The following is an 18,907-nucleotide window of genomic DNA, read 5'->3' on the forward strand; positions in this document are numbered from 1 at the left end:
GGGCCCGGAAAGCTCAACACGGCGCGGTCCCCGGGCGGTTGGCCGTGCCCGCACGCGTGGCCAGGGACCGAGGCGCGTCTACACGCTGTCGAGGAAGCCCAGCACCGTGCGCCAGGTGCGCTCGGACGCCTCCGCGTCGTGGTCGTCCAGCTCCTCGTCGGTGAAGAGATGTCCCGCTCCGGCGTACCGGAAGACCTCGACGTCCGCTCCGGCCCGTCGCATCTGCAGGTACCAGGCGTTCAGCCAGTCGTGCGGCTCGAAGGGGTCCGGGTCGGCGACGTGCAGCTGTACGGGGAGATCGTCCACGGCGGCGTCCTCCGGAAGGTCCGACGTGCCGTGCAGGAGCAGCAGCGCCCGGGCACGGTCGTCGGCGAGGGCGAGGTTCTGTGCGATGGAACCGCCGAGCGAGAAGCCCGCGTAGACGAGGCCGCGCTCGGAAAGCGGTGCCGTGACGGTGACGGCGCGCATCAGCAGTTCGTCCCGGCCGATCTCGTCCTTCAACTCCGCGCCCTCCTCGACGGTGCCGGCCGTGCGCCCCTCGAACAGGTCGGGCGTGTGCACCTCGTGCCCGGCGGCCCGCAACCGGTCCGCCGCCCTGTGCACGGCGGGTCGCAGCCCGTAGACGGAGTGGAACAGAACGACGGTGGCCAAAATGTCACTTCCCTCACATAGCACCCGAGGCCCGGTTCCGGGCCGGGCCACCGCACATGGTGGCAGGTACCGTCGGCAGTGCCCGCCAACCCCCGAGGAGTCATCCCGTCATGGAGAACGTGCTACGCCCGCTCATCGTGTTCGGCGGTGCGATCGTGCTCGCGTTCGCCATCGCCTGGGGCGTGGACCGCCTGCTGCGCCGCATAGACGCCCGGCACCCGGAGACGCCCCTTTGGGGGCTGCTGCGGCGCGGGCGCGTACCGCTGCAGGCCGTGGTCTTCGTGGCCCTCCTGAATCTGTTCTACGACCAGGCGGAGATCGCACGCAGCTACCGCCCGACGGTCAACCTGTGGCTGCACATCATCCTCATCGCGGCGACGGCATGGCTGGTCCTGCGGGTTCTCGCCGCCGTGGTGGAGACGACCACCGCCCGGTACGCCGGTGTGGCGCACGACCCGGCGCGCGCACGGCGCGTGAAGACCCAGCTCACCCTGATCCAGCGCCTGGTCACCACGGTCGTCGTCGTCATCGCGGCCTCCGCCATCCTGTTGCAGTTCCCGGCGATGAGGACGCTCGGCACCTCGATGCTCGCGTCCGCGGGTGTGCTGGGAATCGTCGCCGGTATCGCCGCCCAGGCCACTTTGGGCAACCTCTTCGCCGGCCTGTCCATCGCCTTCGGCGACATGGTCCGCATCGGCGACGAGGTCGTGGTCGACGGGGAACTGGGCACGGTGGACGAGATCACCGTCTCCTACCTGGTGCTGCGCACATGGGACGAACGGCGCATCACGATGCCGGTCTCGTACTTCACGAGCAAGCCGTTCGAGAACTGGTCGCGCGGCGGCCCGCAGATGACCGGCACGGTCCTTCTCCAGCTGGACCACTCCGCCCCGGTCGCGGAGATCCGCAGGCGGACCGAGGAGCTGGTGCGGGCCAACGACTACTGGGACGGCCGCAGTTGGAGCCTCGTCGTCACCGACGCGACCCACACCACCATCGAGGTGCGCGCTGCCGTCTCCGCCCGTACGTCCGACGATCTGTGGACGCTCCGCTGCGACCTTCGTGAACAGCTGCTCGACTGGCTCCAGCGTGAACACCCGTACGCGCTGCCGGGTATCCGGCTCTCCTCCGCGGGCGATCACCCGGAGTCGTACTCCAACTCCAGCTCCAGCTCCAGCAACGGACACCTGGAAGGCCGCAACAACCGCAGCGGCAGGCGCTCCTGACCCAGGGCCCCGGGTCCCTGCCCCTGCCCCTGCCCCTTCCCCCGGCCGCGGGGGCAGGCCCATGCTCCCCGATCGTGCCGCGCGCCCGCGGGCGGACCGCCCCGGCCCGCCCGTTCCGCGTCGCCGTCTCAGAACCGGAAACTGCGGAGATCGAGCTGATGCAGGACGCGGTCGCACACCTCCGGGTCGACACCGGGCTCGCTGCGCGCGGCGATGACCTCGTGCCGGGCGGCGGAGAGCAGCTCCGCGTTGAGCCTGTGCATCTTCTTCATCCGGGCGGTACGCATGGTGTGCGCCTCCCTGCGTTCGTGCTCCACGATGTCCGGCGAGATGCGCGCGCCCACGTCGTGAGCCCGACGCAGCAGCGCCTCGGACACCTCCTCCGGAAGGTCCTCGTCCTCCTCGACCTGCCGCACGCGCCGCCGCGCCGCCTTCGCGCACCTCATGGCCAGCTGCCGCTCCAGCTCCCGCTCGGCGGCGCTGTCGGACTTCACGTGCAGGCGCTGGACCAGCCACGGAAGGGTCAGCCCCTGGAGCAGGAGCGTGGCCAGGACGACAGCGAAGGCGATGAACAGGATGGCGTCCCGCTCGGGGAAGCTGCCGCCGCCGTCCACCGTCAGAGGCACGGCGAGCGCCAGCGCCACAGAGGCCACGCCGCGCATGCCGGCCCACCACACGACCGTCGTCTCACGCCAGGTGAGCGGGATGTCCTCGTCCAGGTCCTTGCGCCGGTGCAACCGCTTGGCCAGCCACGCCGCCGGCAGGAGCCACACCAGCCGGAGCACGACCACCACGGCGATCACGGCGAGCGCCGCCGGCAGCAGCTCGTCCCAGCGTCCGCGTACGGGGCCGACGACGGCGGCCAGTTCCAGCCCGATCAGGCCGAAGGCGACGCCGGTGACGAGCGTGTCGACGATCGACCAGAAGCTCTGACCGACCAGCCGACCCTGCACGTCGTCCGCGTCCACTGCACGCCCGGAGGAGAGATACAGGGCGGTCATCAGCACCGCCAGCACGCCGGAGCCCTTCAGCTCCTCGGCCAGGACGTAGGAGGCGAACGGCACCAGCAGTGTGAGCCCCGTCTGCAGCGTCGCGTCCCCGAGGAACCCGGCGAGCTTGTTCGCCGCCCACCCCAGCGCGAGTCCGACCGCCACCGCGACGACCGCGGAGAGGACCAGCTCGCCGATCGCGCCGCTGACGGAGAACGTCCCGGTGACGGCCGCCGCGACGGCGACGTGGTAAAGGGTGATCGCCGTGACGTCGTTGAAGAGGCCCTCGCCCTCCAGGATCGACACCAGCCGCCGCGGCAGCCCCAGCCGCCCGGCGACCGTCGTCGCCGCGACGGGGTCGGGCGGTGCGACGAGCGCCCCCAGCGCCACGGCACCCGCCAGGCCGAGCCCCGGCACCAGCGCGTCGGCCACTGCCGCGACAGCCGCGGTGGTCACGAAGACCAGCGCCACCGCCAGCAGGAATATGGGCCGCTTGTTCGCCGCGAACTGGCGCCAGGACGTTCGGTGCACGGCCGCGTAGAGCAGAGGCGGCAGCACCAGCGGAAGAATGAACTCCGGCGGCACCTCGACGGTCGGCACGAACGGCAGCAGCGCGAGGACACCGCCGAGCAGCGTCATCAGCACCGGAGAGGGCACACCTATTCGGTCCGCCACGGGAACGGTCAGAACGGCACCGAGCAGCAGGGCGAAGAGCAGGGCGAGCTGGTCCATGCTCAGGCACTTTCGGACCGGACGATGTCCAGTGCCTTCTGCAGGTCCTCCGGGTAGGCGCTCTCGTACTCCACCCGGCTCCCGTCGGACGGGTGCTCGAAGCCGAGCCTGACCGCGTGCAGCCACTGCCGCTCCAGCCGCAGCCGCTTGGCGAGCTTCGGGTCGGCCCCGTAGGTGAGGTCGCCGACGCACGGGTGCCTGTGCGCGGACATGTGCACGCGGATCTGGTGCGTACGGCCGGTCTCCAGCTTGATGTCGAGGAGGCTGGCGGCACGGAAGGCCTCAATCAGGTCGTAGTGCGTCACGGACGGCTTGCCCTGAGCCGTGACCGCCCACTTGTAGTCGTGCTGCGGGTGGCGTCCCACGGGGGCGTCGATCGTGCCGCTGAGCGGGTCGGGGTGCCCCTGCACGAGCGCGTGGTACCGCTTGTCGACGGTCCGCTCCCTGAACTGCTGCTTCAGCAGGGTGTACGCACGCTCGGACTTGGCGACGACCATGAGCCCCGACGTGCCCACGTCGAGGCGGTGCACGATGCCCTGCCGCTCGGCCGCGCCGGAGGTGGCGACGGAGTACCCCGCCGCGGCCAGCCCGCCGATCACCGTCGGGCCGCTCCAGCCGGGGCTCGGGTGCGCGGCGACGCCCACGGGCTTGTCGACCACCACGAGGTCGGCGTCGTCATGAACGACGGTCATGCCCTCGACGGGCTCGGCCACGATCCGCACCGGCTCGGGTGGAGGCGGCAGTTCCACCTCCAGCCACGCTCCCCGTGGACCCGGTCGGACTTGCCGGCCGCGGAACCGTCCAGCAACACCTTGCCGTCTGCGGCCAGTTCGGCCGCCTTCGTGCGGGAAAAGCCGAACATCCTGGCAATGGCGGCGTCGACGCGCTCGCCCTCGAGGCCGTCCGGTACGGGCAGGGTGCGGGTTTCGGGGATCGTGCTCACCCGGTCGAGTATGCCGGATGCCCGGATGCTCTCCGTCATCGCGGCCCGACTCCGCGCATCGGCGGGCGGTGGCCCTGAGCGCTCCGCTGCCGGTCAGTCCCGGTGCACGGTCCCGTCGGGGTCGAGGCCCCGGAAGGAGAGGATCACGATCAGAATGCCACCGCAGACGATCGCCGAGTCCGCGAGGTTGAAGACCGCGAAGTGCGTGGGTGCGATGAAGTCCACGACGGCGCCCTGGAAGACGCCCGGCGAACGGAAGACCCGGTCGGTGAGATTCCCGAACGCTCCGCCCAGCAACAGCCCCAGCGCGATCGCCCACGGAACGCTGTAGAGCCGCCTCGCGATGCGCGCGATGACGACGATCACCACGGCCGCGATCGCCGTCAGGACGATGGTGAGAGCCTCGCCGATACCGAAGGCCGCGCCGCGGTTACGCACCACGTCCAGCTGAAGCACCGTACCGATCACCTGAATCGGCGCATGGTGTTCCAGACTCGCGACCACGATCAGCTTGCTGATCAGATCGAACGCGTAGGCGAGGGCGGCCACCGAGATCAGAACACCGACCCGGCGTCTGCCGCGGTGGGCGGTCTGTGCGTCGCCGCCGGAACCGTCGGCGGGCTCTTGTGTGGCCTCGTCAGGAGTACCGATAGTCCGCTCCACCTCTGTCACCCGACGAGGGTACGACATATGAGGACGGTAGCGGCCCCCTTCGCCCCCCACCCGCCCCTCGGGCACCTAGCGCCGCTCCTGCTGCTGCTTGCACTCCACGCACAGCGTCGCACGGGGAAACGCCTGCATCCGTGCCTTGCCGATCGGATTGCCGCAGTTCTCGCAGAGGCCGTACGTCCCGGCGTCGAGCCGCTCGATGGCCCGCTCGGTCTGGTAAAGCATCTCGCGGGCGTTGGCCGCCAGGGCCATCTCGTGCTCGCGCGTGATGTTCTTGGTGCCGGTGTCGGCGTCGTCGTCGCCGGCGCCGTCGCCCGAGTCCCGCATGAGTCCGTCGAGCGCTTCGCCGGACGCAACCAGTTCGTCGCGCAGCCGCTGGGCCTCGCTCTGCAGTTCGCTGCGGGCCCCCTCGACCTCTTCGGGTGTCCACGGCTCCTCCCCCGCCCTTACGGCGAGTTCGCCCGGCTCCGCAGGAGCGGCGACCGCCCGTGCCGTGGGGACCTTCTCGGTCTTCGCCACCGGAGTCTTTTTCGCAGCCACCTTCTCGGCTCCCGTCGTCTGCTTCTTCGCGGCCGTCTTCTTGGGCGCGGCCTTCTTCGCGGCCGTCTTCTTGGGCGCGGCCTTCTTCGCCGCGGTCTTCTTCGCTGAGGACTTCTTCGCTGAGGTCTTCTTCGCTGGGGTCTTCTTCGCCGGGGTCTTCTTCGCCGGGGTCTTCTTCGCGGGCGCCTCCCCCTCCGCTGCGGTCTTCCCCGTCTTCCTGGCTGCGCTCTTCTTCGCCGCCGCCTTCTTCGGTGCCGTCTTGCCGGCCGCAGAGGTCTTCTTCGTGGACGCGGCCGTCTTCGTGGACTTGTCAGCAGCTGCCGGATCACTCGCGGCAGATCCTTTCGCCACCATGGCCGTGGCCCCTTCACATATTGTGATCTTGCTCGCGAAACGTGACCGGAACGATAAATCGACTCCGAACGCTCGACAACGGGGGCACGCCGGTCTCCAATCCGTTGTGCCCCGCCCGGCCCCGCGAAAACCGGCCCTCCGCAGCCCGCCGAGCCCCTTACACTGGGCTGAGCGAAAGGCGATGAAGGGGACGAGTAGCGTCCGCACGCAGCCGCGAGCGACCTGGGGACGGTGTGAGCCCAGGGGTCTGCACGGCGTGAAGATCACCCCGGAGCCGCCGGAAGAAAGCGCCGGGCACGACCCGCGCGAGTAGAACCGGCAGCGCACCCCAATGAGGGGGCAGTGGGCACGTTCCGCTGCCAAGGAGGGTGGTACCGCGGGACCGCCGCCGTTGAGGCAGGTGATCTCGTCCCTCCGACGGAAGCGAGATGTCCGCCGGAGGAAGTTCCGATGCCGCAGTACCGCCAGGTGCCAGCCCAGGTCGACCTGCCCGCCCTCGAGCACGCCGTGCTCGACTTCTGGCGGGACAACAAGGTCTTCGCCCGCACTCTCGAGCAGTCCGAGGGACGGCCCGAGTGGGTCTTCTACGAGGGCCCGCCCACCGCCAACGGCATGCCCGGCGCCCACCACATCGAGGCACGCGTCTTCAAGGACGTCTTCCCGCGCTTCCGTACGATGCGCGGCTACCACGTGGCTCGCAAGGCCGGCTGGGACTGCCACGGCCTGCCGGTGGAGCTGGCCGTCGAACGGGAGTTGGGCTTCAACGGCAAGCAGGACATCGAGAACTACGGCATCGCGGAGTTCAACGCCCGCTGCCGCGAGTCCGTCACCCGGCACACCGACGCCTTCGCAGAGCTGACGACGCGCATGGGCTACTGGGTCGACATGGACGACGCCTACCGCACCATGGACCCGGAGTACGTGCAGTCGGTGTGGTGGTCGCTGAAGCAGATCTACGAAAAGGGTCTGCTGGTCCAGGACCACCGCGTCGCCCCCTGGTGCCCGCGGTGCGGCACCGGCCTGTCGGATCACGAACTGGCCCAGGGGTACGAGACGGTAGTCGACCCGTCGGTCTACGTGCGGTTCCCGCTGACGTCGGGGCCCCTCGCGGGCGAGGCGTCGCTCCTGGTGTGGACGACCACGCCCTGGACGCTGGTCTCCAACACCGCGGTCGCGGCCCGCCCGGACGTCACCTACGTCGTCGCGACCAACGGGCTGGAGAAGCTCGTCGTCGCCGAGCCCCTGCTGGAGAAGGCGCTGGGCGAGGACTACGAGCCGACCGGGGAGCGCTTCACCGGCGCCGAGATGGAGCACTGGGGCTACGAACGCCCGTTCAACATCGTGGAGATGGAGGGCGCCCACTTCGTCGTCAACGCCGATTACGTCACCACCGAGGACGGCACCGGCCTGGTCCACCAGGCTCCCGCCTTCGGCGATGACGACATGCGCACCTGCCGCGCCTACGGCCTCCCCGTGGTCAACCCGGTCCGCCCCGACGGCACCTTCGAGGCCGGACTCCACCTGGTGGAGGGGCAGTTCTTCAAGAAGGCCGACGAGGCGCTCGTCGCCGACCTCGCCGCCCGCAACCTGCTGCTGCGGCACGTCCCGTACGAGCACAGCTATCCGCACTGCTGGCGCTGCCACACGGCCCTGCTCTACTACGCGCAGCCGTCCTGGTACATCCGCACCACCCAGATCAAGGACGCGCTGCTCGAGCAGAACGAACGCACCAGCTGGTACCCGGAGTCGGTCAAGCACGGACGCTACGGCGACTGGCTGGACAACAACATCGACTGGGCCCTCAGCCGCAACCGCTACTGGGGCACGCCGCTGCCCTTCTGGCGTTGCGAGGAAGGTCACTTGACATGCGTCGGCTCGCTCGCGGAGCTGACGAAGCTGACGGGCACCGACCAGTCGGCCCTGGACCCGCACCGCCCCTACATCGACGAGGTCACGTTCGACTGCCCGGCCGAGGGCTGCCCGCTGACGGCGGTGCGCGTCCCCGAAGTCATCGACGCCTGGTACGACTCGGGCTCGATGCCCTTCGCGCAGTGGGGCTACCCGTACAAGAACAAGGAGCTGTTCGAGAAGCGCTACCCGGCGCAGTTCATCTCGGAGGCCATCGACCAGACCCGTGGCTGGTTCTACACGCTGATGGCCGTCGGCACGCTCGTCTTCGAGAAGTCCTCGTACGAGAACGTGGTCTGCCTCGGGCACATCCTCGCCGAGGACGGCCGGAAGATGTCCAAGCATCTGGGCAACATCCTGGAGCCGATCCCGCTCATGGACCAGCACGGTGCGGACGCGGTGCGCTGGTTCATGGCAGCCGGTGGTTCACCGTGGGCCGCACGTCGCGTGGGGCACGGCACGATCCAGGAGGTCGTCCGCAAGACGCTGCTGACGTTCTGGAACACGGTGGCCTTCCAGGCGCTCTACGCCCGTACGTCCGGCTGGTCGCCCTCCGGCTCGGACCCGGCGCCCGAGAGCCGGCCCCTGCTGGACCGCTGGCTGCTGAGCGAACTGCACGCGCTGGTCGACCAGGTGACGCTGGCCATGGAGGGCTACGACACCCAGCGCGCCGGAAAGCTGCTCTCCACCTTCGTCGACGACCTGTCCAACTGGTACGTACGGCGCTCCCGTCGGCGCTTCTGGCAGGGCGACCCGGCGGCCCTGCGCACGCTGCACGACACTCTGGAGACGGTCACGCGCCTGATGGCCCCCATCGTGCCGTTCGTCACCGAGCGCGTGTGGCAGGACCTGATCGTCCCCGTCACACCGGGGGCGCCGGACTCGGTGCACCTTGCCGACTGGCCCGAAGCGGACCCGGGCAAGGTCGACCCGGAACTGTCCCAGGACATGCTTCTGGTGCGCCGCCTGGTGGAGTTGGGGCGTGCGACGCGCGCCGAGTCCGGCGTCAAGACGCGTCAGCCGCTCTCCCGCGCGCTTGTCGCGGCGCACGGCTTCGAGACCCTCTCCCCCGACCTGCGCAACCAGATCACCGAGGAGCTCAACGTCACGGCGCTCGCCTCCCTCTCGGAGGTCGGAGGCTCGCTCGTGGACACCACCGCCAAGGGCAACTTCCGTGCTCTGGGCCGCCGCTTCGGCAAGGGCACCCAGGCGGTCGCCAAGGCGATCGCCGAGGCGGACGCCGCATGGCTCTCGGCCGCTCTCCGCGAGGGCACAGCCGCTGTCGAGGTGGACGGGGAGCACGTGCCGCTCTCACCCGAGGAAGTGATCATCACCGAGACGCCGCGTGAAGGCTGGTCCGTCGCCTCCGACTCGGGAGCGACGGTCGCCCTCGACCTGGAGATCACCCCCGAGCTGCGCCGCGCGGGACTCGCACGGGACGCGATCCGCCTCATCCAGGAGGCCCGCAAGAACTCGGGCCTCGACGTCGCCGACCGCATCGCGCTGCGGTGGTCCACGACGGACGAGGAGGTCGGCCGGGCCCTCGCGGACCACTCGGTCCTGATCTCCGAAGAGGTCCTCGCGGAGGAGTTCGCGCAGAAGGACGTGGCTGCCGAGGAGGCCGACTTCGGCGCCCCGTTCCGGGACGAGTCGCTCTCCCTCACCTTCCGTCTCCGCAAGATCTGACGGAATCGCCCCGGAGCCCGCGGGACAGACCGCGAGGGGCCGCCCGCACAAGCGGGCGGCCCCTCGCGGTGTCCGCGCTTCAGCACTGCCGCAGGACACCCGTCACGGGGCCCGCCGCAGAAACCTCTGAGCATCCGCCTGACGGAGTGAGAACCCGCCGCTGGATCGCCGGGGCGGAGAGCGAACCGCCGGGCGTCCGAGAGCCCTGTGCGACCACGAGAGGGACCACGTCCCCGGCCCCCCGCTACGAGGGCCGAGGGGCCGAGCACAAGGGCCGGCGGAGTCCGCCGTCAGATGATCAGTTGTCGTCCTCGTCGATCAAGAAGCCCCGCATCGGTGACGGAGCCTGCTGCGGCGCGGGGCCGCCCTGCGGACGCACGGGCGCCATGGGCTGCGTCATGGCCGGGGACATCTGCTGCTGACCCCCGCCGTAGCTCGGGCCGCCGTGGCCGCCGGAACCGCCCATGCCGTTGCCGCCGCCCATCGACTGGTGGCCTCCCATGCTGCCCATCCCCCCACCAGCGGGCGCACCCGCGGATGCCATCGACGGGGACGGCGGGAGGGAGGGCGCGGCGGGAGTACGCGGCGGAGCCAGCGAGTCGTCCGCCTGGTTCTCCAGCTGACGCAGCTGGCTCTCCAGGTACGACTTCAGACGCGTCCGGTACTCGCGCTCGAAGCCACGCAGGTCCTCGACCTTGCGCTCCAGCGTCGCCCTGGCGGACTCCAGGGAGCCCATCGCGACGCGGTGCTTCTCCTGGGCGTCCCGCTCAAGGGCGTCGGCCTTGGCGCGGGCGTCGCGCTCGAGACCCTCGGCGCGGCTGCGTGCCTCACCGACGATCTTGTTCGCCTCGGAACGGGCCTCCGCAATGGCCTGGTCGGCGGTCTGCTGGGCAAGCGACAGCACGCGTGCGGCGCTGTCGTTGTTCTGCCCGCCGCCACCCGGCATCTGCAGGCCGCCGCCGGGGCCCATGGGGCCGCCGGGGCCGCCCTGGGGTCCACCGGGGCCACCCTGCGGTCCGCCCGGGCCCATGGGACCACCGGGACCGCCCTGAGGGCCGCCAGGACCGGCAGGAAGCTGCGGCTGCCCGCCGGGAAGCTGAGGGGGACCGCCCATGCCCTGCTGCGGACCGTGCTGTCCAGGACCACCATGCTGACCGGGGTGCTGACCCGGGCCGCCGTGCTGACCCGGGTGCTGGCCCGGGCCGCCGTGCTGACCGGGAGGCACAGGACCTGATATGGCGGGCACCGGCCCACCCTGCCGGTTGTCCTGCGGCTCGGGCTTGCGCATTCCGCCCTGCTGCTGGTTCTGCGCGGCAGCACGGGTCGCTGCGGCGAGCTTCGCGCGCAGGTCCTCGTTCTCGCGCAGCAGGCGCGTCAGCTCGGCTTCGACCTCATCGAGGAAGGCATCGACCTCGTCCTCGTCATAGCCTTCTCGGAGGCGGACGGTCGTGAACTGCTTGTTCCGCACGTCCTCGGGGGTCAGTGGCATCTCTTCACCTCAACGTAACTCGTCGGCATGTCGGCAAGACCATTTCGATCGTTCACAGCCTGGCCACGACGTTGATCAGGATGTAGACGATGATCATCAATACGAAGAAGGACAGGTCGAGCGCCACGCCCCCGAAGCGCAACGGCGGAATGAACCGCCGCAGCAGCTTGAGTGGCGGATCAGTGACAGTGTAGGTCGCTTCGAGAACGACCACCATCGCCTTGCCGGGCTGCCATGAGCGGGCGAACTGGAAGACGTAGTCCATCACCAGTCGGAAGATCAACACGAGCAGGAAGCAGTACAGCGCGACTTGGACCACCTCGAGTGCGGTACTCACTGCGCTTCCCTCTCCCCTCGCCACACCGGGCGCTCTCGTGCGACCTTACGGCCCGTTCCGTTGATCCTTGCGTCTTCAGCTCTGGTTGAAGAACCCGCCCTCTGCGATGCGGGCCTTGTCCTCCGCCGTGACATCGACGTTAGCAGGAGACAGCAGGAACACCTTCTGCGTCACTCTTTCAATACTCCCGTGCAAACCGAAGACCAGACCGGCCGCGAAGTCGACAAGTCTCTTCGCATCCGTATCGTCCATCTCCGTCAAGTTCATGATCACGGGGGTACCTTCGCGGAAGTGTTCCCCGATGGTACGGGCCTCGTTGTACGTCCGGGGGTGCAACGTGGTGATCCGGTACGGCTCCCGTTCGGACACAACTTTGGGCATGATCACCGGGGCACTCTTCTCCAGGCTCTGGCGTTCAGGTGTGATGGATGACACGGGGGCAATTCTCCCGGATCGTCCATTTTCGATGATCGCAGGGGGAGACGACTGCTCCCTCTCCCGCTGCACGGGAGGGTGCATCACGCGTACCGGCTCGGCCGGTTCGTCCTTCTGCAGGGGGTCGTGCGACTGCAGCGGCTCGTGGCGCCGACGGTCCCTCTCGGGCTCCGGTTCGGGCTCGAACTCGTCGTCTGGGTCGAAACCCGGGCCGTCGTACCCATCGTCCTCCACGAGGCCGAGGTAGACCGCCATCTTGCGCATAGCGCCGGCCATTCTCTGCGTCCTCCGCTCTGTGGTGGGTTCCCCGCGTGCGGCGGGGAGGCCCCATGGCTCCGTCACCGGTTGCCGGCCGTGGCGCTCTCCGTCTGCCCGCTCGCGACGGAAATGACCATATTTTGTGCCGTGGTCCGACTCGCTTCGCGACGTTACCCGAGCCTGGGTCGCTCTCCGAGTACCGCACTGCCGACGCGCACATGTGTCGCACCCGCAGCCACGGCCTCTTCGAGATCCGAGCTCATCCCTGCTGACACCATGGTCGCAGCAGGATGCCTTGTACACAGGCCGGTTGAGATTTCCCGCAACCGCTCGAAGGCCTCGGCCGGCCGTCCCGCGTACGGTCCCGTGAGCGGAGCGACCGTCATCACCCCTGCCAGGCGCAGCCCTTGGGCGGCCTCCACCGCGTCCGCCAGAGCGGGAACCGACTCGGGGGCAGCACCACCGCGCCCGCCGGCGGTTTCTGACTCCGCGTCGAGCGCGACCTGGATCAGACAGTCGAGCCGGCGCCCCTCGCTCACGGCTGCGCTGCTCAGTGAGTTGACGAGCCGGGAACGGTCGACGGAGTGGACCACGTCTGCGTAACCGGCAACGGAGCGGGCCTTGTTGGTCTGGAGCTGGCCCACGAAATGCCACGTCACAGGGGTCCCGGCGCACTCCGCGGCCTTCGCCGCCGCCTCCTGGTCCCGGTTCTCCGCGACGTGCCGCACGCCCAGGTCCGCCAACAGCCGTACATCCCGGGCGGGGTAGGTTTTCGTGACAACGATCAGCGTGACTTCGTCACGGCTGCGCCCCGCGGTGACACAAGCGCCCTCGATGCGCTGCTCCACTCGTGCGAGGTTCTCGGCGAGTTCGGCCTGACGGGCCGTGAGGTCCGTCACGGTTCAGTTCCCCTCCAGCCAGACATAACTCGCAAGACGTCCGGTCGTCTTCTCACGGCGGTACGAGAAGTGGTCGGCCGACTCCATGGTGCACACGGCGGACTGTTCCAGATCTGTGACACCACGGGCCGCTAGCTGCGCACGTACACCGGCCGCGACGTCGACCGACGGGGTGCCCCAACTCGTCGTGGCGTAGGCCTCCGGAACCTCGGCCGCGACGGACTCGCGCATCTCCTCGGGGACCTCGTAGCAGCGGCCGCACACGGCCGGTCCCGTACGGGCGACGATCCGTTCCGGCACCGCCCCGCGCTCCCGCATCGCCTCGACGAGCGCGGGGACCACACCCGCGACGAGCCCCGGGCGCCCGGCGTGCGCCGCGCCTGCGACACCCGCGACGGGATCGGCCAGCAGCACCGGGGTGCAGTCGGCGGTGAGCACGGCGAGGGCGAGCACGGGGCGCTGGGTGACGATTCCGTCGACCGGAGCGTCGTCCGCGAACGGTGTGTCGACGAGAGCGACATCGCGCCCGTGCACCTGGTGCATCCAGACCACGTCGTCCGGGGCGAGCCCGAGGGACGCGGCGGCGCGGGAACGGTTCTCGCGTACGTTCGCGGCGTCGTCACCGACGCGGCCGCCGAGGTTGAGCGACTCATACGGAGCGGCGCTCACCCCGCCCCACCTGTCGGTGAACGCGAAATGGGCGCCGCTCGTGGAGTCGTGCGTACCTATCACTTCAGGAAGTCCGGCACATCCAGCTCCTCGGCCTGGCTGTCCTGGTACGGACGGGCCGGCGGGACCGTCGGAGGCAACGAGTCGCGGCCCGCGCCGGACGATTCACCCAGCGGCTCCGGCTCGCTCTCACGCGGGGTCACGCTGCCGAGGCCGCCGAAGGAGGGACGGTCGGCCTCGGGGTCCGCCCCGAACGCCGCCGTGGAGGACTCGTCCTTGGACGAGTGCGAACCGAGCGCCTTCTCGCCGCGGTTCCTGGAGGGCGGCTGCCCGCCGTCGAAGCCCGCAGCGATCACGGTGACCCGCACCTCGTCCCCGAGGGCATCGTCGATGACCGCGCCGAAGATGATGTTGGCCTCGGGGTGTGCGGCCTCGCTGACGAGCTGCGCGGCTTCGTTGATCTCGAACAGGCCGAGGTCCGAACCGCCCGAGATGGACAGCAGCACGCCTCTGGCACCGTCGATCGACGCCTCCAGCAGCGGCGAGGAGATCGCCATCTCGGCTGCGGCCACGGCCCTGTCGTCGCCCCGGGCCGAACCGATGCCCATCAGCGCCGAACCGGCCTCCGACATCACGGACTTGACGTCGGCGAAGTCAAGGTTGATCAGTCCCGGCGTGGTGATGAGGTCGGTGATGCCCTGCACACCCGACAGCAGCACCTGGTCCGCCGACTTGAACGCGTCGAGCACGCTCACCTGACGGTCCGAGATGGACAGCAGACGGTCGTTGGGGATGACGATGAGGGTGTCGACCTCGTCGCGCAGGCCCGCGATGCCGTCCTCCGCCTGATTGGCGCGGCGGCGGCCCTCGAAGGTGAACGGCCGCGTGACGACGCCGATCGTCAGCGCGCCCAGCGAGCGGGCGATGCTGGCGACGACGGGGGCGCCGCCGGTGCCGGTGCCGCCTCCTTCGCCGGCCGTGACGAAGACCATGTCGGCCCCCTTGAGGACCTCTTCGATCTCCTCACGGTGGTCCTCGGCGGCCTTGCGGCCGACATCGGGGTTGGCGCCTGCCCCCAGACCGCGCGTCAGTTCACGGCCCACATCAAGCTTGACATCGGCATCGCTCATCAACAGGGCCTGCGCGTCGGTGTTGATCGCGATGAACTCGACGCCCTTGAGACCGACCTCGATCATCCGGTTGATGGCGTTCACGCCACCGCCGCCAATGCCGACGACCTTGATGACTGCGAGGTAGTTCTGCGGTGCTGCCACGTCGAAGGCCTCTCGCCTCGAGTTACGTATCCCTGTCGGGCGGTCCACGTCGACCCGAACCCCAAGTGTGAAGTTTAGGGTTACCGGTGTCTGTCTTCCCTGGAGTCTTGGGAACGGACACTAAGTCGACAAGCGGTGGGTGTTCAACGAACACGCCGAACCTCCCGTTTTTCTTTTCACCCTATGTGATCAGGCCCGGCGATGCTTATCCAGGGTGCTGGCCTGCGGTGACGCCCGTCAACTCCCGGACGAGGCAGGGGCGCTGGGAACGCTCACATCGAAGTGCCGTGCTCCCTTCGAAGCTTTCATCAGCGCGGTCAGTGACTCCGCCTTGGCGCCGCCGCGTTCACCGCTGCCCCACAGCACAGTCCGGCCGCCCGTCAACTCGAGTGTGATGGAGTCGTAGGAACGCAACCGGACCGTCCGTGTGTCCCTGCGGACGGAATCGGGAAGTGCGGCAGCGGCCCGGACGGCTTCGCGTCGCAGCCGTTCCTTGCCGAAGTGACGGAGACCCGCTGAGCGCTCGACTTCCATCACCAGAAGCGGAACGCCCTTCGGTTGCTCCTGAACGACGTCGAAACGCACGCCTTCAGCGTCAACTTCAACGAATTTCCCCCCATGCTTCATGACCAGTTCCGGCTTCCGTTCTGTCACCTCGATACCGATTCCGTGGGGGAAGGCCCGTACGACGCGAACCTCGTCCAGCCTGGGCAGCGAGGTCTCGAGACGGCGCTCGGCCGCGGCCCTGTCCACGGACAGGAGCGGGGTACCAACCGGAATACGGGCGGCGTCGCGTACCTGTTTCTCCGTCAGCACCTTGTTGCCGCTGACGGAGACACGTTCCACGAGCACCCAGTTCGATCCGTACAGGGCCCATGCGCCGAAACCGGCCAGTCCGAGCATCAGCGCGAAGACGACGAGCAGGGCGCGCAGCCGCCGAATTCGCGCCCCCCTCCGCAACTGCGCGCCGCGCGAACGGGCCGGGGACCGGCCGGAGTCGGCCTCAGCCGACGGACGGGCCGCCGAGTTGCTGCTGCGCCGCTTTCCGGCGCTCTTCGTCGGTCCCGTGGATCCGGCCACACTGCCCTGCCTTCTCTCACGCCCCTCGGCGTGCCGCGATCGCCTCGTACACCATGCCGACCAGAAGCTCGTCGGAGTCCCGCCGACCGAACTCCGCCGCGGCGCGCGCCATGTCGTGCAGCCGGTGCGGCTCGCTGAGAACAGGAAGCACGCTGCCCAGGATCCACTCCGGAGTCAGCTCGGCGTCGTCGACGAGCAGCCCGCCGCCCGCCTTGACGACGGGCTGCGCGTTCAGCCGCTGTTCGCCGTTGCCGATCGGCAGCGGCACGTAGGCGGCCGGCAGTCCGACGGCAGACAGCTCCGCGACGGTCATCGCGCCCGCCCGGCAGAGCATCATGTCGGCCGCGGCGTACGCGAGATCCATCCGGTCGACATACGGTACCGGGACATAGGGCGGCATTCCCGGCATGTTGTCCGGTTGCGGCAGTTCGTTCTTGGGGCCCACCGCGTGCAGGATCTGAACTCCCGCCCGCTGAAGGTGCGGCGCCACGTGCTGCACGACCTCGTTGATGCGGCGCGCACCCTGCGAGCCGCCGGTGACGAAGAGGGTGGGCGCATTGGCTTCCAGGCCGAAGGCCGCGCGTGCCTCCGGCCTGGCGGCGGCACGGTCCAGCATCGCGATGGAGCGGCGCAGCGGGATGCCGATGTAACGGGCGTTGCGCAGCTTGCTGTCGGGCGTCGAGACCGCGACCTGCTGCGTGTAGCGCGAACCGATCTTGTTGGCCAGGCCGGGCCGCGCGTTGGCCTCGTGGATGACGATGGGAACGCCGAGGCGCTTGGCCGCGAGGTAGGCGGGGAGCGCCACGTACCCGCCGAACCCGGCGACGCAGTCGGCCTTGGTCCTCTCCAGCACCTGCTCGGCAGCCTTGATGGTGCCGCGCAGCCGCCCGGGAACGGTGATCAGTTCGGGTGTGGGCTTGCGCGGCAGCGGTACGGCCGGGATGAGTTCGAGCTGATAGCCGCGCTCGGGGACCAGACGGGTTTCGAGGCCGCGTTCGGTTCCCAGCGCGGTGATGCCCACGGTCGGATCCTGCCTGCGCAGAGCATCCGCGAGGGCGAGCGCGGGCTCGATATGGCCGGCGGTGCCCCCACCGGCGAGTACGACGTGCACTCTGATTCACCGCTCTCCGGACGGCCGCCGATCCGCGCGCCGTCTCATCGTGTTCGATCTCACCCCTGCCAGCCTTCTCTGCAGGCGCTGCCGCAGAGCAGGCTGCCGCATGGCCAGAGCCGCTCTGGCCGCGGGGTCGCTTCGCGCGAACGCGATGAGCAACCCGATGGCGAACATCGTCGGCAGCAGGGCGGAACCACCATAGGAGAACAGCGGGAGCGGGACGCCGGCGATCGGCAGCAGGCCGAGCACCGCACCGATGTTGACCACGGCCTGTGCCGTGATCCATGTCGTCACGCCTCCCGCGGCATACCTCACGAAGGGTTCCTCCGTGCGTCCGGCCACGCGGATACCCGCATAGCCTAGAGCCGCGAAGAGAGCGAGTACCGACAGCGTCCCCGCAAGACCGAGTTCCTCCCCGGTCACGGCGAAGATGAAGTCGGTGTGCGGTTCCGGCAGTTGCCCCCATTTTTCCACACTGGCGCCGAGCCCCGAACCGAACCATCCGCCCGATGCGAGCGCGTAGATGCCGTGAACGGCCTGCCAGCACTGGTCGTTCGCACCGGGGTCCGTGGCCCCGATGCAGCCGAGCCGGGCCATCCTGTTCGGGCTGGTCATGATCAGCAGAGCGCCGATGACGGCGGCCACGCCCATGACTCCGGCGAAGAGCCGTGTGGGGGCGCCCGCGAGCCAGAGCAGTCCGAACAGGATCGCCGTGAGGATGATCGCGGTCCCCATGTCCCCGCCGAGCATGATGAGTCCGAGCACCAGCAGGCCGACGGGCACGAGCGGCACGAGCATGTGCTTCCACTGGTTCAGCAGCCGCCTGGAGCGCTTGCGGGCCAGCAGGTCGGCCCCCCACAGCACCAGCGCCAGCTTGGCGAACTCGCTGGGCTGGAGCTGGAACGGGCCCCCGAGGTAGAGCCAGTTGCGGTTGCCGTTCACCGCATGCCCCATCCCGGGCACCTGGACCAGGCCCATCATCACGACGGAAACGGCCAGCAGCGGGTACGCCAGGGCCCGGTGCAGTCTGATCGGCATACGAGCGGCAAGCGTGAGCAGAACGGCGCCCACCATCGCCGCAATGAGCTGCTTGCGGAAGAAGTACGTGGAGGACAGGCCCGATTGGAGCGCCTCGATCTGCGACGCCGAGAAGACCATCACCAGCCCGAGCACCGTGAGCAGGAGGCTGCCGCCGAGGATCAGGTAGTACGCCGTCAGCGGGCGGTCCCAGGCACGCCTGGCCCTCGCGACGAACGCGGGCGTACCGCGGCCGCCGCCGGGACGGTTCGGGCGCCGTGCTGGGCGTCGAGGCCGCAGCGGGCGCCCGGTTCCGGGGCCGGAGGCGGCCGAAGGTCCCTTCCCCGTGCGGGCGTTGGCCGTGCGGGAGCGCTGCGCCTCGCGCGGCAGGAGAAGGGCTCCCGCCGCGTGCGGCAGCGGGAGGGCCGTGCGGGCCGGGACGGGACTCGGCAGCGGAGCCAGAGGCGCCGTGAGAGCCCGTCCCAGGGCTGCGCACCGGTCGCGGAGGGCGGGGCGGCTGCGGGAGCCGGTGGCGGCGGTGTGCCGGCGCGTACTCGGCGCTCCCGGAAGAGAGTCGGCCGCAGCGCCGCTGTCGGGCGTCATCTGTCGCTTCCCCTCCGTCTGTTCCCGCGACGCG

General features: G+C 69.6%; 15 protein-coding genes and 1 pseudogene. 2 read left to right on the forward strand and 14 right to left on the reverse strand.

Annotated elements, in window-relative coordinates:
• Positions 1-78: 78 nt before the first annotated feature.
• Complete coding sequence (locus EV375_RS05575; protein ID WP_130298458.1) at positions 79-651, reverse strand: dienelactone hydrolase family protein; 573 nt, start codon at positions 649-651, stop codon at positions 79-81.
• 110 nt (positions 652-761) lie between these two features.
• On the opposite strand from EV375_RS05575, the gene EV375_RS05580 reads away from it, so the two are divergent.
• Positions 762-1,877 carry a mechanosensitive ion channel family protein gene (locus EV375_RS05580; protein WP_130298459.1) on the forward strand — a complete coding sequence of 372 codons (1,116 nt, stop codon included), beginning with the start codon at positions 762-764 and terminating at the stop codon, positions 1,875-1,877.
• A 128-nt stretch (positions 1,878-2,005) separates the two neighbouring features.
• Here the strand turns inward: EV375_RS05580 and EV375_RS05585 are convergent, their stop codons facing one another.
• From EV375_RS05585 to EV375_RS05600, 4 genes and pseudogenes are all read right to left on the reverse strand, one after another.
• Complete coding sequence (locus EV375_RS05585; RefSeq protein ID WP_130298460.1) at positions 2,006-3,598, reverse strand: Na+/H+ antiporter; 1,593 nt, start codon at positions 3,596-3,598, stop codon at positions 2,006-2,008.
• Positions 3,599-3,600: 2 nt separating this feature from the next.
• Positions 3,601-4,541, reverse strand: a pseudogene (locus tag EV375_RS05590) (RluA family pseudouridine synthase).
• A gap of 93 nt (positions 4,542-4,634) precedes the next feature.
• The gene (lspA, locus tag EV375_RS05595) at positions 4,635-5,213 is read right to left on the reverse strand and encodes a signal peptidase II (RefSeq protein ID WP_486588304.1); all 579 of its coding nucleotides are present in this window, start codon (positions 5,211-5,213) and stop codon (positions 4,635-4,637) included.
• A 66-nt stretch (positions 5,214-5,279) separates the two neighbouring features.
• The gene (locus tag EV375_RS05600) at positions 5,280-6,104 is read right to left on the reverse strand and encodes a TraR/DksA family transcriptional regulator (RefSeq protein WP_130298462.1); all 825 of its coding nucleotides are present in this window, start codon (positions 6,102-6,104) and stop codon (positions 5,280-5,282) included.
• Positions 6,105-6,554: 450 nt separating this feature from the next.
• Between EV375_RS05600 and ileS the strand changes: the two genes are divergently transcribed.
• Positions 6,555-9,698 (forward strand): isoleucine--tRNA ligase, encoded by a 3,144-nt coding sequence (gene ileS / locus EV375_RS05605; protein ID WP_130298463.1) that lies wholly within the window; start codon positions 6,555-6,557, stop codon positions 9,696-9,698.
• A gap of 298 nt (positions 9,699-9,996) precedes the next feature.
• Here ileS and EV375_RS05610 read toward each other — a convergent pair whose 3' ends face one another.
• The 9 genes from EV375_RS05610 to ftsW all read right to left on the reverse strand — a co-directional run bounded on the left by EV375_RS05610 (position 9,997) and on the right by ftsW (position 18,873).
• A complete protein-coding gene (locus tag EV375_RS05610) occupies positions 9,997-11,187 on the reverse strand; it encodes a DivIVA domain-containing protein (RefSeq protein WP_130298464.1) in 1,191 nt (396 codons plus the stop codon).
• Positions 11,188-11,239: 52 nt separating this feature from the next.
• Positions 11,240-11,524 carry a YggT family protein gene (locus EV375_RS05615; protein ID WP_028435711.1) on the reverse strand — a complete coding sequence of 95 codons (285 nt, stop codon included), beginning with the start codon at positions 11,522-11,524 and terminating at the stop codon, positions 11,240-11,242.
• Between the two features lie 75 nt (positions 11,525-11,599).
• The gene (locus EV375_RS05620; RefSeq protein ID WP_130298465.1) at positions 11,600-12,235 is read right to left on the reverse strand and encodes a cell division protein SepF; all 636 of its coding nucleotides are present in this window, start codon (positions 12,233-12,235) and stop codon (positions 11,600-11,602) included.
• A 152-nt stretch (positions 12,236-12,387) separates the two neighbouring features.
• Positions 12,388-13,116, reverse strand: a complete 729-nt coding sequence (locus EV375_RS05625) for a YggS family pyridoxal phosphate-dependent enzyme (protein WP_130298466.1) — start codon at positions 13,114-13,116, stop codon at positions 12,388-12,390.
• A 3-nt stretch (positions 13,117-13,119) separates the two neighbouring features.
• Complete coding sequence (pgeF, locus tag EV375_RS05630) at positions 13,120-13,848, reverse strand: peptidoglycan editing factor PgeF (protein WP_130298467.1); 729 nt, start codon at positions 13,846-13,848, stop codon at positions 13,120-13,122.
• Complete coding sequence (gene ftsZ / locus EV375_RS05635; protein ID WP_130298468.1) at positions 13,845-15,059, reverse strand: cell division protein FtsZ; 1,215 nt, start codon at positions 15,057-15,059, stop codon at positions 13,845-13,847. Before ftsZ ends, pgeF begins: the two co-directional genes overlap by 4 nt.
• Positions 15,060-15,296: 237 nt before the next feature.
• On the reverse strand, positions 15,297-16,139 hold the full coding sequence (locus tag EV375_RS05645; protein WP_486588305.1) for a cell division protein FtsQ/DivIB: 843 nt from the start codon (positions 16,137-16,139) through the stop codon (positions 15,297-15,299).
• A 16-nt stretch (positions 16,140-16,155) separates the two neighbouring features.
• On the reverse strand, positions 16,156-17,250 hold the full coding sequence (gene murG, locus EV375_RS05650; RefSeq protein ID WP_130298469.1) for an undecaprenyldiphospho-muramoylpentapeptide beta-N-acetylglucosaminyltransferase: 1,095 nt from the start codon (positions 17,248-17,250) through the stop codon (positions 16,156-16,158).
• A gap of 6 nt (positions 17,251-17,256) precedes the next feature.
• Positions 17,257-18,873, reverse strand: coding sequence for a peptidoglycan glycosyltransferase FtsW (gene ftsW, locus EV375_RS05655; RefSeq protein ID WP_486588306.1), 1,617 nt, complete (start codon positions 18,871-18,873; stop codon positions 17,257-17,259).
• Positions 18,874-18,907 lie beyond the last annotated feature (34 nt).

The sequence above is a fragment of the Streptomyces sp. CNZ301 genome (assembly GCF_004217425.1).

Excerpts from the sequence above, each read along its gene's own strand:
- EV375_RS05580 (WP_130298459.1), top strand. The coding sequence starts at position 762 with ATGGAGAACGTGCTACGCCCGCTCATCGTGTTCGGCGGTGCGATCGTG.
- EV375_RS05585 (WP_130298460.1), bottom strand. The coding sequence starts at position 3,598 with ATGGACCAGCTCGCCCTGCTCTTCGCCCTGCTGCTCGGTGCCGTTCTG.
- EV375_RS05600 (WP_130298462.1), bottom strand. The coding sequence starts at position 6,104 with ATGGTGGCGAAAGGATCTGCCGCGAGTGATCCGGCAGCTGCTGACAAG.
- ileS (WP_130298463.1), top strand. The coding sequence starts at position 6,555 with ATGCCGCAGTACCGCCAGGTGCCAGCCCAGGTCGACCTGCCCGCCCTC.
- EV375_RS05610 (WP_130298464.1), bottom strand. The coding sequence starts at position 11,187 with ATGCCACTGACCCCCGAGGACGTGCGGAACAAGCAGTTCACGACCGTC.
- EV375_RS05620 (WP_130298465.1), bottom strand. The coding sequence starts at position 12,235 with ATGGCCGGCGCTATGCGCAAGATGGCGGTCTACCTCGGCCTCGTGGAG.
- ftsW (WP_486588306.1), bottom strand. The coding sequence starts at position 18,873 with ATGACGCCCGACAGCGGCGCTGCGGCCGACTCTCTTCCGGGAGCGCCG.